Source organism: Rathayibacter sp. AY1B4 (genome assembly GCF_002932815.1).
Classification (GTDB): domain Bacteria; phylum Actinomycetota; class Actinomycetes; order Actinomycetales; family Microbacteriaceae; genus Rathayibacter.
Map to the genome: position 1 here is coordinate 151,352 of NZ_PSWN01000005.1, position 13,354 is coordinate 164,705.

Consider the following 13,354-nt stretch of genomic DNA (forward strand, 5'->3'; position numbering starts at 1 on the left):
TCCTGCACGACCGTGACGCCCGTCCCACTCCGGTGGGGCGGGCGTCCGTCGTCGGCGGGGGCATGGGGTACGGTGGCGGGACCGCGCCGCACCGCCCCGACCGGAGGACTCCGTGACCGACCCGACGCCCCTGGCCACCGAGCCGGAGACGCCCCTCCTCTCACGCACCCTGGGTCGGACCGGCCTCCCCGTGCATCCGCTCGCCCTCGACGGCTCCGTCTTCGGCTGGGCCGCCGGGATCGACGACACCACCGAGGTGCTCGACGCGTTCGGCCGTCTCGGCGGCACCCTGATCTCGACCGCGGACCACTACGCGACCGGTCGGAGCGAGTACATGATCGGCCGCTGGCTCGAGCAGAGCGGGCTGCGCGAGCGGATGCTGGTCGCGACGAAGGTCGGCCGGCACCCGGACGCGCCTGGCCTCGCCCCGGAGGACGTCCGCATCGCGATCGAGGGGAGCCTCGAGCGGCTCGGCACCCGGATCGACCTGCTCTCGTTCGACAGCGAGGACCCCGGGATCCCCATCGCCGACAGCCTGGCGGCGGTCGCGCCGTTCCTGGCGGACGGCTCGGTCGGCGCCCTGGGCGCCGCGCACTTCAGCGGAGCCGCGATCACGGCGCTGCACGAGACGGCGACCGCGTTCGCACTGCCGTCGCTCTCGGCCGTCGTGTCGGAGTACAGCCTGATGGAGCGCCGGACCTACGAGACCGACGTCGCCCCCGAGGTGGTGCGGCTCGAGCTCGGCACCCTCGCGCGGCTGCCCCTGGCGAGCGGCTACCTCACCGGCGCCCTGCGCAGCCGCACGGACGAGCCGGAGTCGGCCCTGTTCGAGGCGGGCCTGGACTACGTCGGCCGCCACGGCTCCCGCGTGCTCGCTGCCCTCGACGAGATCGCCGGGGCCCACGGCACGGAGCCCGGCGTGGTCGCGCTCGCCTGGGTGCTCTCGCACCAGGAGGTCTCGGCGGCGATCGTCCGGGCGCGGAACGCCGCGGAGCTCGAGTCGCTGTTCGCGGCGGCCGCGCTCCCACTGACCCGGAGCGACATCGCCCAGCTGGACCGCGTCTCCGCCTGAGGCTCTCGCCCGCGGGTCCGCCGCCGTCGGGCGCCGCGCCCCGCGCCGGGCTCGGAGCGGGGCGCGGCGAGGTTCAGCGGCGCAGGATGCGCGCCTCCCACGGGCCTAGCGTCGACCCGGTCGCACCGGCGACGTTGCCGAGGACCGTCTCGGCAGCCGCCCACTCCTCGAGCAGCGGCACGTCGATCGGCTCGCCGGACACGTTCCCGACGACGAGCAGCTCGCCCGGTCCGGTGCGCGTGAAGGCGAAGAGCGCGGGGTGCTCGGGCTCCAGCAGCGCGAAGCGGCCCAGCTGCACCGTCTCATCGGCGTGCCGCAGCGCGATCAGCGCCCGGTAGTACTCGAAGACCGACCGCTCGGCGGCCCGGTCGGCGGCGACGTTCACCTCGGCGGCGTTCGGGTTGACCGCGATCCACGGCTCGCCGGTCGTGAAGCCGGCCTGGGGGCCGTCGTCCCACTGCACCGGCGTGCGGGCGTTGTCGCGGCTCTGCGCGCGCAGCCCGGCGAGCACGATCGCCGGGTCCTCGCCGCGCTCGTCGACGGCCTCGGCCCAGTAGTTCAGGGACTCGACGTCGCGGAAGTCCTCGATGCCGGCGAACGGGACGTTCGTCATCCCGATCTCGTCGCCCTGGTAGATGTACGGCGTGCCGCGCTGGAGGTGGAGGAGCGTCGCCCAGAGGGTAGCGGACTCGTAGCGGTGCGCGCCGTCGTCCCCGAAGCGGGAGACGAGACGCGGCTGGTCGTGGTTGCCGAGGTACAGGCTGTTCCAGCCGCGCTCGGCCAGGCCGTCCTGCCAGCGCGCGAGGTTGGCCTTCAAGGCGACCAGGTCCAGCGGCACCGGGTGGAACTTGTCGACTCCGTGGTCGATGCCGACGTGCTCGAACTGGAAGACCATGTCGAGCTCACGCCGCTCGGGATCCGTCACGAGCACCGCCTCCTCGAGGGTGACCCCGGGCATCTCGCCGACGGTGAGGAAGGAGCCCTCGCGGTGCGCGAACACGGCCTCGTGCATCTCGCGGAGGTACTCGTGGAGCCGCGGACCCACCCCTCCGACGATGCCCGTGCCGCCCTGCTCGCCGTCGACGGCTCCGACGTCCTTCGAGACGAGGTTGATCACGTCCATCCGGAAGCCGTCCACTCCGCGGTCGAGCCAGCGGTTCATCATCGCGTGCACCGCGTTCCGCACCTCGGGGTTCTCCCAGTTGAGGTCCGGCTGCTGCACCGCGAAGAGGTGGAGGAAGTACTCGTCCGTCGCCGGGTCGAGCGTCCAGGCCGGGCCGGAGAAGTAGGAGCGCCAGCCGTTCGGCTCGGCGACGTCGAGGCCGGCGCCGGCGGCCGCCTCGAGCTCGCGGCCGGGCTCGGCCGAGCGGCGCCCGCGGCGCCACCAGTACCAGTCGCGCTTCGGGTCCTCCTGCGAGGAGCGGGACTCGACGAACCAGGCGTGCTCGTCGCTCGTGTGATTGACCACGAGGTCCATCACGATGCGGATGCCGCGCTCGTGGGCCTCCGCGAGGAGCAGGTCGAACTCCTCCAGGGTGCCGAACCGCGGGTCGATGTCCTCGTAGTCCGAGATGTCGTAGCCGTTGTCGTGCTGCGGCGACGGGTAGACCGGCGAGAGCCAGATCACGTCGACCCCCAGGTCGGCGAGGTGGTCGAGCTTCGAGCGGATGCCGCCCAGGTCGCCGATGCCGTCGCCGTTCGAGTCCGCGAACGAGCGCGGGTAGATCTGGTAGACGACGGCGCTCGTCCACCAGGGCGCGGACGTCTCCCGCTCGGGGGAGCCGGAGGTCGGGGCGGCGGTCTCGGAGGGGGTCGGGGCGGCGGAGTCCATGGTCGCGAATCTAGCCCGGACGGCCGACACGGAGGGGCCCGCCGCACCGCTCGCCGGCGCGAGTCGACCCCGCCGGCGGCGCCCGTGTAACGATCTGGTGAACCGTGCGCGACCCGGCGGAGTGGCGGCTCCGGCGCTCGGATACTCTCTCCCCTGGCGGGACCCGAGCCGCCGCAGGGAGAGTGGTGGCGTGCCCAGGGACAGGACCGGCGCCGTCGTGCGGGCTCCCCGTCACAGTGCCGTCCCGCTCCCGCCCGCGGTCTCCCGCGCAGCCGCCTCGAGCGGCGTCCTCGCCGAGACCGGCCCCGTCGAGCCGACCGCCGTCGCACCCTCGCACCGCCGGCCGATGGGCGACTCCGGCCACGACCTCTTCCCCTTCGTGCTCGACGCGGCGGCGCTCGGCCGCGACGACGGTGCCGCGCTGCTCGAGCGCTACGCGGCGTGGGGCGGCAACGGCGTCGTCGTCACCGACTCGAGCCTCGCGGAGGGCGTCGGCGGCTGGCCCGCCGGACACCGCGACCGGGACCGCTTCCTCCTGATCGGCCGCTTCGCCGCTCCGGTCGGCGCGCCCGCGACGCCGCGTGCACTCGTGGACCGTGTCGAGGGGGCGCTGCGCCGCCTCCGCACCGATCGCCTCGATGTGCTGGCGGTCCGCCCCGACGGGGCCGGACGCCTCGACGAGCTCCTCAGCGCTGTCGACGTGATGCTGGCGCGCGGGCTGGTGCGGTCGGTGGTCGCCTCCGGATTCTCTCCGGAGGAGCTGTTCGAGGCGCGCGTCCTGGCCGCCCACGGGCTGCCCCGCCTCGCCGGCGCGGAGGTCCGCTGGAACCTGCTGGAGCGGCCCGGCTCGGAGGGCGATCTCGGCCTCGTCGCCGCCGGCCAGGGACTCGCCCTGCTCGCGACCGTCCCCCTCGCCCACGGGTTCCTCCGCGGCGCCGAGCGCACCCGCCGCGAGCTCGGCCGCCTGCCCGACGGGGCACTCGCCGCCGCCCACCTCGGGCGCCGCGGACGCCGGGTCCTCGCCGTCCTCGACGCGATCGGTGCCGAGCTCTCGGCCGCTCCCGCCGCCGTCGCCCTGGCCTGGCTGCTCGGCCGGCCGCGGCTGACCGCCGCGACGGTCGCCCCGCGCTCACCCGCCGACGTGGACGCGCTGGTGCGCGCGGTCTCGCTCGAGCTCGACCCCGGACACCTGGCCGCGCTGGAGCGCGCGCGCCGCTGACCGCGCCCGTCCGCGACGCCCCCTGCACCTCTCCCGCCACGGCGCGACAGCCCGGCTCGGGCCGCCGTCGCGGTGGCCTAGGGTGGGCACGATGAATCACGGAGTCGCACTGCCCCTCGACCAGCCGGAGACGTCAGTCCGGGCCGCAGGCGGATCCACGGTCCGCCGCTCCGTCCTCCCGAGCGGTGTCCGCATCCTCAGCGAATCGGTGCCCGGCGCCCGCAGCGCCACGATCGGCTTCTGGGTCGCCGCGGGTTCTCGCGACGAGCGGCCCGGCCGCCCCGCGACCGCGGGCGAGCCCGCCGTGCCCTCCAACGTCGGCTCGACGCACTTCCTCGAGCACCTGCTGTTCAAGGGCACGCAGAAGCGGTCCGCCCTCGACATCGCCGTGTCCTTCGACTCCGTGGGCGGGGAGCACAACGCTCTCACCGCCAAGGAGTACACCTGCTACTACGCCAAGATCCAGGACCGCGACCTCCCGATGGCGGTCGAGGTGATCGCCGACATGGTGACCTCGAGCCTGATCGATCCGGACGAGTTCGAGACCGAGCGCGGGGTCATCCTCGAGGAGCTGGCGATGGCGGACGACGATCCGGCCGACGTGGCGGGCGAGAAGCTGTTCGAGGCCGTGTTCGGCGACCACCCGCTGGGCCGCCCGATCGGGGGCACCGCCGCGACCATCGGCGAGGCCACCCGGGACGCGGTCTGGGCGCACTACCGCGCCGCCTACCGCCCGCGCGACGTGGTGATCACCGTCGCCGGCGCCGTCGACCACGAGGTGCTCGTCGCTCTGCTCCAGCGGGTCCTCGTCGCCGACGGCTGGGACCTCGGCACAGCGGCCCCGCCCGTCGAGCGGCGCGTCGGCGGCCGTGCGTCCTACACACGCGGCAGGGCCCTGTCGGTGGTGCACCGCCCCACCGAGCAGGCGAACCTGCTGGTCGGCTTCCCCGGTCTCGCAGCGGGCGACGAGCGGCGGATGACGATGGGCGTCCTCAACTCGATCCTCGGCGGCGGCATGTCCTCGCGGCTGTTCCAGGAGGTGCGCGAGAAGCGCGGCCTGGCCTACTCCGTCTACTCCTTCGCCCCGTCCTACTCGGACGCCGGCCTCTTCGGGCTCTACGCCGCGTGCACCCCGGCGAAGGCGGGGACGGTCGCCGAGCTCCTGCTCACCGAGTTCCACCGCCTCGCCGAGGACGGCGTCACCGACGACGAGCTCGCGCGCGCCCGCGGCCAGCTCTCGGGAGCGGCGGCGCTCGCGCTGGAGGACTCCGACACCCGGATGTCGCGCCTCGGACGCGCCGAGCTGACCTTCGGCGAGTTCGTCGACCTCGACGAGAGCCTGCGCCGACTCGCCCTCGTCGGCGCGGAGGACGTCCAGGCACTCGCGGCAGACTTGGCCCGGGGGCCGTCGTCGATCTCGGCCGTCGGCGCGGTCGACGAGTCGGCCTTCGCCGGGATCGCCGGGATCGAGAGCGCCTCCGCGATCTGATCCGATCGTCGAACGCCCGCTGACCGCGCACCGCCGCGCCGCACCAGGGAGGACCCCGTGTCCCACTACATCTACCTCGTCCGCCACGGCGAGCAGCAGGACGCCGAGCACGGCATGCCGGACGGCCCGCTCTCGGCCCGTGGTGAGCGCCAGGCGAGGCTCATCGCCGAGCGGCTCGGCGGAGTCCCCTTCACCGGAGCGTGGCACTCCCCGCTGCGCCGGGCCGAGGAGACGGCCGCACGCTTCCAGACGCTTCTGCCGAGCCTGCCGCTCCAGCCGTCCTCGCTGCTGTTCGACTGCATCCCCTCGGGGCCGACCCCGGACATGCCCAAGGCGTTCGAGCCCTTCTTCGGCAGCGTCACCGCGGCCGAGATCGAGGCGGGGCACGCGCAGATGCAGGACGCGGTGGCCGAGTTCCTGGCACCGTCGCGCGAGGACCGCCACGACCTCCTCATCACCCACAACTTCGTGATCGGCTGGTTCGTCCGCCACGTGTTCGACGCTCCCGACTGGCGGTGGCTGGGCCTCAACCAGGCCAACTGCGGGCTGACGATCATCCGCGTCCGCTCCCGCAAGCCGCCGGTGCTCGTCGTGCACAACGATCTCTCGCACCTGCCCGTGGAGCTGCGCACCGGCCTGCCCGAGGCCCAGCCGTACTGAGCTGCGGGCTACGCTGAGTCGGTGACTACCTCCGTCGCCGTGGTCGGCGCGTCCGGCCGACTCGGCTCGTTCACCTGCTCGCTCATCGAGGCGTCGAGCGAGTTCTCGCTCGTCGCGCGGCTCGGCTCGCGGAGCGATCCCGCCGAGATGCTCGCGGCCGACGTCGTCGTCGACATGACCGTGCCGGCCGTCAGCCAGCAGATCGTCGACTTCGCCGTGGCCAACGGGAGGAAGGTGCTCGTCGGCACCTCCGGCTGGACCGGCGACCGGATCGCGGCCCTCCGGCGCAGCGTCGCCGAGCAGCCGGAGGCCGGCGTCGTGATCATCCCCAACTTCTCGCTGGGCTCGGTGCTCGCGACCGCGCTGGCCACCGTGGCCGCGCGCTTCTTCGACGCCGCCGAGATCGTCGAGACCCACGGCGCCCGCAAGGTCGACTCGCCCTCCGGGACCGCGGTCCGCACGGCCGAGCTGCTGCTGCGCGCCCGGGCCGAGCTCGGTCCGGTGCAGGCTCCGCACACCGACCAGCGGGCCCGCGGCCAGCAGGTCGCGAGCGTCCCGGTCCACAGCCTCCGCCTGCCCGGAGTGGAGGCGCGCCAGGAGGTCGTCTTCGGCGGCACCGGCGAGACGGTCACCATCCGGCACGACACCACCTCGCAGGCGTCCTACGAGCTGGGCGTCCTGCGCGCTCTCGACGCGGTCCGGACGACCACGGGCGTGGTGGTGGGCCTCGACGCGCTGATCGACCTGCGCGCCGCCTTCGACGCCGCGCCTCTCGACGAGCGGCCGGTCGACGAGCAGCCCGTCATCGACCGGGCTCCGTCCGGCCAGGCCGCCGCAGCGACGAGCACCCCGTGAGGACCCGCATCGGCGTCGTCCTGATGGCGGTCCTGCTCGCCCTCTACCTGTTCGTCTGCCTGCAGTACTCCGTCGTCGCCTTCGCCGCGGCGACGGTGCCCGGCATCGTGATGGGCGTCGGCCTGCTGATCCTCGGCGCCGTCGGCGTCTGGGGGCTCGTGCGCGAGCTGCTGTTCGGGCTCCGCGCCGAGAAGCTGGCCCGTCGGCTGGAGGGCGAGAACGCGTTGCCGCAGGAGGTCCTCGACTCGCGGGCCAGCGGGGGTCCGCTCCGGGAGGAGGCGGACGCGCTGTTCCCGCAGTACGCGGAGGAGGTCGACGCGCAGCCCGGGAGCTGGCGTGCCTGGTACCGCCTCGGCCTCGCCTACGACGCCAGTGGCGACCGCAAGCGCGCCCGAGGCGCCATCCGCCGGGCCATCGCGCTGGAGCACGAGGCTCCGGCCTGACCGCTCGGCCGCGACTCGAGCGCGGCTCTCCGGGCGAGAACCGCTCGGGCGGCCGGGATCAGGCGAGCACCCACTCCAGCGCCGCGCCGACCGTGCGGTGGCGGAACTCGAAGCCGTCGTCGAGCAGCCGCTGGGGGACCAGGCGCTGGCTCGAGAGCAGGAGCTCGTGCCCGGCGTCGCGCAGCGCGAGCTCGATGATCTTCTCGGGGACGGCCAGCTTGAACGGGCGGTGCAGCTGCTCGGCGAGGGTGCGCATCACGTCGTTCGCGGTCGCCGGCACCGGTCCGGCGAGGTTCACCGGGCCCGAGAGCGAGGACGTGAGCAGGTGGCGGATCGCCGCGGCCTCGTCATAGAGGCTGATCCAGGGCCAGGCCTGGTTGCCGCTGCCGAGGGGTCCGCTGAGGCCGAGCTTCGTCAGGGGCAGGAGCGGCTTGAGCGCGCCGCCGTCGCCGAGGACGAGCCCGGTGCGAGCGGTGACCACCCGCGTGGCCTCGGGCGCGAGGTGAGCGGCCTTCTCCCAGCGGTCGACGACGTCGGCGAGGAACCCGTCGCCACGCGAGGACTGCTCGGTGAGCTCCTCGCCCGGGCGGTCTCCGTAGTAGCCGACCGCGGAGGCGTTGATCAGCGTCGTCGGCGGGGTCGAGGACATCCGCATCGCGTCGGTGAGGGTCTGCGTGGACTGGATCCGCGAGTCGAGGATCTCCCGCTTGTAGGACGCGGTCCACGGCAGGCGGCTGATCGAGGCGCCGGAGAGGTTGATCACGGCGTCGACGCGGTCGAGCACGCTGAAGTCGAGCATGTGGGAGGTGGGCGCCCAGTGGAACTCGTCCGGGCTCGACGGCGCGTGGCGCACCAGGCGCAGGATCTCGTGCCCCTCGGCGCGCAGCTGGCGGGTCAGCTCGGAGCCGATCATCCCGCTGGCGCCCGAGATCAGGACGCGGAGCCGGGGAGCGGACGCATCCGGCCGGGCCGAGGGCAGCTCGGACGGCGTCGACACGTGCTCGCCCGGCGTGCGCGCGGCGCGTCGCGGCGAGCCGGAGTCCGTGGTCCCGTCGTGGTCGGAGTGCCGTGCGGATGAGTCGCTCATGGTGCCTCCCGGAGCCGGTCGCGGGCCGCCCGCGAAGCGGACCCAGCCTAGAGCCTCACGCCCGGGAGCCGGCCGAGCGCCCGACCAGGCCGGCCCGCGCGAGCACGAGGTAGAGCTCGCAGCCCAGGCAGAGGCCGAACACGGCGTTGAGGAAGGCGGCGAGGAAGGCGACGGCCGCGGCGACCGGAACCGATCCCGGGACGCCGGCGACGTGCAGGAGGACGCCGGCGCCGGTCACCACCAGGCCGATCAGCTGGGCGAAGCGCGGCGGGCGGGCGTCCTCCCACTCGCGCGGCGGTGCCAGGTGCGGCCGGACCACCCGGCGGAACAGCACCGCCCAGGGGCCGGAGCCGACGCCGCGCGCGGCCGACCAGGCGAAGAGGGCGGCGAGCGCGAGCAGCAGGAGGAAGCCGGGCTGGGAGAGCCGGCCGTCGAGGTCGGCCCGGGCCGCGGCCGCGAGCCCGAGGCCCACGGCCGTGAGGAGGAGTGCGGCGGTGACTCCGGCGGCGACCCTCGGGCCGCGGGGATCGACGGTGCCGGACGGGGGAGTGGCGCCGGTGGTGGAGGGGGAGCGGGTGCTCATCATGTCTCCTGGAGTCGGTCGAGCTCGATGGTCAGGGCGGCCCGGGTCGGAGCGCCGCCGACGCGGCTGCGCGGCACTCCGTCTCGATCGAGCAGGAGGAGCGTGGGCGTCTGCCGGACGCGGAAGCGCGCCGCAAGGTCGGGGCGGTGCGTCAGATCGACGTCGAGGTGCGCCAGCCCGGGCCGCTGCTGGGCGAGCTCCCCGAGCATCCGTCGCACTGCAGGGCACCGCGTGCAGACGTCGGTCGAGAACTGCACGACTGTGGCCCGGGTCCCGAGCACTGCGCCGGGGACGAGCTCGCCGGGGTCGATCGCGGGGTCCTGGCGCGAGGGGGCGCTCGCGACGCGCCCTGAGCGGGCCCGATGGACAGCCCCGAGGACGACGCCCAGCACGACGAGGCCGAGCAGTGCGGCGAGGATCGTCACGGGCTCCATCCGGGAAGCGTAGGTCGGCGCGGGCGCTGCGCGGACGACTGTTTCGGGATGTGACGACGGCCGCGGTCGGAGCGTGGTCTAGGTTCGATCCGTGACCGAACAGAGCAGCCTCAGCGCAGACCCGAGCAGTCCCGTCTTCCGCAGCGACGTCGTCGTCGAGCTGGTCCGCGCGAGCGCCCACGACTCCGACGTGCTGTTCGCGGCCCGCGTCTCGACCCAGGGCGAGAAGACGCTCGCCGAGGCGCTCGACGGCGAGGAGTCCGACGCCGAGCTGCAGCGCAAGCGCGACCGCGGCCTGATCAACTACCTCATGCGCGACCGCCACGGCTCGCCGTTCGAGCACAACTCGATGACCTTCTACGTGCAGGCGCCGATCTTCGTCTTCCGCGAGTTCATGCGGCACCGCATCGCCTCCTACAACGAGGAGTCGGGCCGCTACCGCGAGCTCCGTCCGGTCTTCTACGTGCCCGGCCCCCGCCGCAACCTCGTGCAGGTCGGCAAGCCCGGCGCCTACTCCTTCGAGCCGGGCACCCCCGAGCAGGCCGAGCTCGTCGCCGAGGAGACGCGCCGCGTCAGCACGCAGGCCTACGAGTCGTACCGGCGGATGCTCGGCGAGGGCGTCGCCCGCGAGGTCGCCCGGATCGTCCTCCCGCTGAACATCTACTCGTCGATGTACGTCACGCTCAACGCCCGCTCGCTGATGAACTTCCTCTCCCTGCGCACCAAGCGCGAGGACTCGACATTCCCCTCCTTCCCGCAGCGCGAGATCGAGATGGCGGCCGAGCAGATGGAGACGCACTTCCAGGAGCTGATGCCCCTCACGGCCGCCGCCTTCACGGCGAACGGCCGCGTCGCTCCGTAGCCCGCCGCCCGGCGAGGACGAGCGGGCCGTCCCGCCCGATCCGCCTGCTGCCGTCCGCGCGGGCGGCTCCGGGAACCTCCTCCCGGCGGCGCGGCGGCGACCCGCTACCCTGGCAGCGTGTCAACTCCGGAGAATCCCTTCGGCCAGGTCCTGGTCGCCCTGGTCACCCCGTTCACCGCCGACGGCGAGGTCGACTGGCCCGGTGTCGAGAAGCACATCGACGACTGCATCGCAGCGGGCGCGGACGGCATCGTGGTCACCGGGACCACGGGCGAGACCAGCACCCTGACCGACCCGGAGAAGATCCGCCTCGTCGAGGTCGGCCGCTCGGTCGCCGGGGGCCGCGCCAAGATCATCACGGGAGGCGGCTCGAACGAGACCGCCCACGCCATGCAGCTCGCCCGTCAGAGCGAGAAGGCCGGCGCCGACGGCAACATGATCGTCACCCCGTACTACAACAAGCCCACGCAGGCGGGCGTGCTCACCCACTTCCGGATGATCGCGGATGCGACGGACCTGCCGGTGATCCTCTACGACATCCCCGGCCGCACCGGCGTGCCGATCCGCTACGAGACGATCCTGCGGGCGGCCAAGCACCCGAACATCCTGGCCGTGAAGGACGCGAAGGGCGATCTCTCCGAGGTCAGCCGCGTGCTCAACCAGACCGACCTGATGTACTTCTGCGGCGACGACGCGAACGTGCTCCCCGAGCTCGCCATCGGCGCCACGGGGCTCATCGGCGTCACCGCGAACATCGCCGCCGCGCCGTACCGCACGATCGTCGACGCCGTGAACGCGGGCGACCTCCACGCGGCCACCCGCGCGCACCAGCAGCTCGAGCCGCTCGTGCGCGCCGTGATGACGCACGTCCCCGGGACCGTCGCCGCGAAGTACATCCTGCACGGCCTCGGCCGCATCTCCTCGCCGCGCGTGCGGCTGCCCCTGGTCGGCCCGGAGGAGTCGGAGGCGGCGCTCATCGAGGACGAGCTCGGCCTGGTCCGCGACATCCCGGGCGTCGACTTCCGCAACTTCCGGCCCGACCGCAACGCCGCGGCCGGCGGCGCCCTCCCGAAGGTCGCCGGCACCACCCGCTGAGCCCGAGCGGCACGTCCCGAGAAAGCACCGCTGGAGAAGGAGGGCGCATGCCCGGTCCCGTGATCATCCCCGCCCCGCTCGCTCCGGGAACGCTCCGGATCATCCCCCTCGGCGGCCTCGGCGAGATCGGCCGCAACATGACCGTCTTCGAGATCGACGGCAGGCTCCTGGTCGTCGACTGCGGCGTGCTCTTCCCGGAGGAGGACCAGCCGGGCGTCGACCTGATCCTCCCGGACTTCACGCCCATCCGGGACAGGCTCGACGACATCGTCGGAGTGGTCCTCACCCACGGCCACGAGGACCACATCGGCGCCGTCCCCTACCTGCTCCGCCTGAAGCGCGACATCCCGCTGATCGGCTCCACCCTCACGCTCGCCCTCGTCGAGGCGAAGCTCAAGGAGCACCGGATCACGCCGTACACGCTCACGGTGAAGGAGGGCGACGTCGAGAACCTCGGGCCCTTCGAGCTCGAGTTCGTCGCCGTGAACCACTCGATCCCGGACGCGCTGGCCGTGTCGATCGTCACCGACGCGGGCTCGGTGCTGCACACCGGCGACTTCAAGATGGACCAGCTGCCGCTCGACGGCCGGATCACCGACCTGCGCGCCTTCGCCCGCCTCGGCGAGGAGGGAGTCGACCTGTTCATGGTCGACTCCACCAACGCCGACGTCCCCGGCTTCACGCCGAGCGAGCGCGACATCGGCCCGGTCATCGAGAGCGTCATGGCCAGGGCGACCCGCCGCGTCATCGTCGCGAGCTTCTCCAGCCACGTGCACCGGGTGCAGCAGGTGCTCGACGCGGCCCACGCCACGGGCCGCCGCGTGGCGCTGCTCGGCCGCTCCATGGTCCGCAACATGCGCATCGCCGCGGATCTCGGCTACCTGCACGTCCCTCCGGGAGTCCTGGTCGACATGAAGAAGTCGGGCGACGTCCCCGAGGACAGGATCGTCTACATGTCCACCGGGTCGCAGGGCGAGCCGATGGCCGTCCTCAGCCGGATGGCCAACCTCGATCACCAGATCGAGCCGGGGGAAGGCGACACCGTGATCCTCGCCTCCAGTCTCATCCCCGGCAACGAGAACGCGGTGTACCGGGTCATCAACGGGCTCACGCGGCTCGGAGCGACCGTCGTGCACAAGGGCAACGCGAAGGTGCACGTGTCCGGGCACGCCGCGGCCGGCGAGCTCCTCTACTGCTACAACATCCTCAAGCCGCTGAACGTGATGCCGGTGCACGGCGAGTACCGGCACCTGGTCGCGAACGCGCAGCTCGCGCGTGAGACCGGGATCGCGGAGGAGAACACGATCATCGCCGAGGACGGCACCGTGATCGACCTGCTCGACGGCAGGGCGACCGTCGTCGGACGGCTCGACCTGGGGTTCGTCTACGTCGACGGATCGTCGGTGGGCGAGATCACCGACGCCGACCTCAAGGACCGGCGGATCCTCGGCGAGGAGGGCTTCATCTCGATCATCGTGGTGGTCGAGGCGGGCACGGGGCGGATCGTCGTCGGCCCCGAGATCCACGCGAAGGGCTTCGCGGAGGACGACAGCGTCTTCGACGAGGTCAAGCCGCGGATCGCGGCCGCGCTCGAGGAGGCGGTGCGGAACGGGGCGAGCGATCAGCACGCGCTCTCGCAGGCCGTCCGTCGCGTCGTCGGCCGCTGGGTCAACACCTCCTACCGCCGCCGGCCCATGATCGTGCCGCTCGTCATCGAGGCCTGA

General features: G+C 73.3%; 13 protein-coding genes. 9 read left to right on the top strand and 4 right to left on the bottom strand.

Going from position 1 to position 13,354, the window contains the following annotated elements:
* The first annotated feature begins 112 nt into the window (after positions 1 to 112).
* Entirely contained in the window at positions 113 to 1,072 is a 960-nt protein-coding gene (locus C5D66_RS05075) for an aldo/keto reductase (RefSeq protein WP_104233259.1), read from the top strand.
* Between the two features lie 73 nt (positions 1,073 to 1,145).
* Here C5D66_RS05075 and C5D66_RS05080 read toward each other — a convergent pair whose 3' ends face one another.
* The gene (locus C5D66_RS05080) at positions 1,146 to 2,903 is read right to left on the bottom strand and encodes an alpha-glucosidase (RefSeq protein ID WP_104274061.1); all 1,758 of its coding nucleotides are present in this window, start codon (positions 2,901 to 2,903) and stop codon (positions 1,146 to 1,148) included.
* Positions 2,904 to 3,093: 190 nt separating this feature from the next.
* Between C5D66_RS05080 and C5D66_RS05085 the strand changes: the two genes are divergently transcribed.
* The 5 genes from C5D66_RS05085 (at position 3,094) to C5D66_RS05105 (ending at position 7,569) form a co-directional block, all read left to right on the top strand.
* Entirely contained in the window at positions 3,094 to 4,122 is a 1,029-nt protein-coding gene (locus tag C5D66_RS05085) for an aldo/keto reductase (RefSeq protein ID WP_181028815.1), read from the top strand.
* A 91-nt stretch (positions 4,123 to 4,213) separates the two neighbouring features.
* Complete coding sequence (locus C5D66_RS05090; RefSeq protein WP_104255581.1) at positions 4,214 to 5,611, top strand: pitrilysin family protein; 1,398 nt, start codon at positions 4,214 to 4,216, stop codon at positions 5,609 to 5,611.
* A gap of 57 nt (positions 5,612 to 5,668) precedes the next feature.
* The gene (locus C5D66_RS05095; protein ID WP_104224462.1) at positions 5,669 to 6,271 is read left to right on the top strand and encodes a histidine phosphatase family protein; all 603 of its coding nucleotides are present in this window, start codon (positions 5,669 to 5,671) and stop codon (positions 6,269 to 6,271) included.
* A 21-nt stretch (positions 6,272 to 6,292) separates the two neighbouring features.
* Positions 6,293 to 7,126: a 4-hydroxy-tetrahydrodipicolinate reductase gene (gene dapB / locus C5D66_RS05100; protein WP_104255565.1), complete on the top strand. Its 834-nt coding sequence runs from the start codon at positions 6,293 to 6,295 to the stop codon at positions 7,124 to 7,126.
* Positions 7,123 to 7,569, top strand: a complete 447-nt coding sequence (locus C5D66_RS05105) for a tetratricopeptide repeat protein (RefSeq protein ID WP_104255566.1) — start codon at positions 7,123 to 7,125, stop codon at positions 7,567 to 7,569. The genes dapB and C5D66_RS05105 overlap by 4 nt, the downstream gene beginning before the upstream one ends.
* Before the next feature lie 58 nt (positions 7,570 to 7,627).
* Here C5D66_RS05105 and C5D66_RS05110 read toward each other — a convergent pair whose 3' ends face one another.
* Genes C5D66_RS05110 through C5D66_RS05120 form a run of 3 tightly spaced genes read right to left on the bottom strand, consistent with a single transcriptional unit; the run spans position 7,628 to position 9,673 of the window.
* Positions 7,628 to 8,656, bottom strand: a complete 1,029-nt coding sequence (locus C5D66_RS05110; protein WP_104238626.1) for a TIGR01777 family oxidoreductase — start codon at positions 8,654 to 8,656, stop codon at positions 7,628 to 7,630.
* A 55-nt stretch (positions 8,657 to 8,711) separates the two neighbouring features.
* Positions 8,712 to 9,239 (bottom strand): DUF4395 domain-containing protein, encoded by a 528-nt coding sequence (locus C5D66_RS05115; protein ID WP_104233265.1) that lies wholly within the window; start codon positions 9,237 to 9,239, stop codon positions 8,712 to 8,714.
* On the bottom strand, positions 9,239 to 9,673 hold the full coding sequence (locus C5D66_RS05120) for a thioredoxin family protein (RefSeq protein WP_104233266.1): 435 nt from the start codon (positions 9,671 to 9,673) through the stop codon (positions 9,239 to 9,241). Before C5D66_RS05120 ends, C5D66_RS05115 begins: the two co-directional genes overlap by 1 nt.
* Positions 9,674 to 9,764: 91 nt before the next feature.
* Here C5D66_RS05120 and thyX point away from each other — a divergent pair, with 91 nt between their 5' ends.
* The 3 genes from thyX (at position 9,765) to C5D66_RS05135 (ending at position 13,354) form a co-directional block, all read left to right on the top strand.
* Positions 9,765 to 10,535, top strand: coding sequence for an FAD-dependent thymidylate synthase (gene thyX, locus C5D66_RS05125; RefSeq protein WP_104224468.1), 771 nt, complete (start codon positions 9,765 to 9,767; stop codon positions 10,533 to 10,535).
* A 117-nt stretch (positions 10,536 to 10,652) separates the two neighbouring features.
* Positions 10,653 to 11,630, top strand: coding sequence for a 4-hydroxy-tetrahydrodipicolinate synthase (gene dapA, locus C5D66_RS05130; RefSeq protein WP_104224469.1), 978 nt, complete (start codon positions 10,653 to 10,655; stop codon positions 11,628 to 11,630).
* Positions 11,631 to 11,677: 47 nt separating this feature from the next.
* Positions 11,678 to 13,354, top strand: coding sequence for a ribonuclease J (locus tag C5D66_RS05135; RefSeq protein ID WP_104224470.1), 1,677 nt, complete (start codon positions 11,678 to 11,680; stop codon positions 13,352 to 13,354).

What these genes read in the sequence shown, in the direction of transcription:
- C5D66_RS05135 (WP_104224470.1), top strand. Translation starts at nt 11,678, where the DNA reads ATGCCCGGTCCCGTGATCATCCCCGCCCCGCTCGCTCCGGGAACGCTC.
- C5D66_RS05080 (WP_104274061.1), bottom strand. Translation starts at nt 2,903, where the DNA reads ATGGACTCCGCCGCCCCGACCCCCTCCGAGACCGCCGCCCCGACCTCC.
- C5D66_RS05110 (WP_104238626.1), bottom strand. Translation starts at nt 8,656, where the DNA reads ATGAGCGACTCATCCGCACGGCACTCCGACCACGACGGGACCACGGAC.
- C5D66_RS05115 (WP_104233265.1), bottom strand. Translation starts at nt 9,239, where the DNA reads ATGAGCACCCGCTCCCCCTCCACCACCGGCGCCACTCCCCCGTCCGGC.
- C5D66_RS05120 (WP_104233266.1), bottom strand. Translation starts at nt 9,673, where the DNA reads ATGGAGCCCGTGACGATCCTCGCCGCACTGCTCGGCCTCGTCGTGCTG.
- C5D66_RS05090 (WP_104255581.1), top strand. Translation starts at nt 4,214, where the DNA reads ATGAATCACGGAGTCGCACTGCCCCTCGACCAGCCGGAGACGTCAGTC.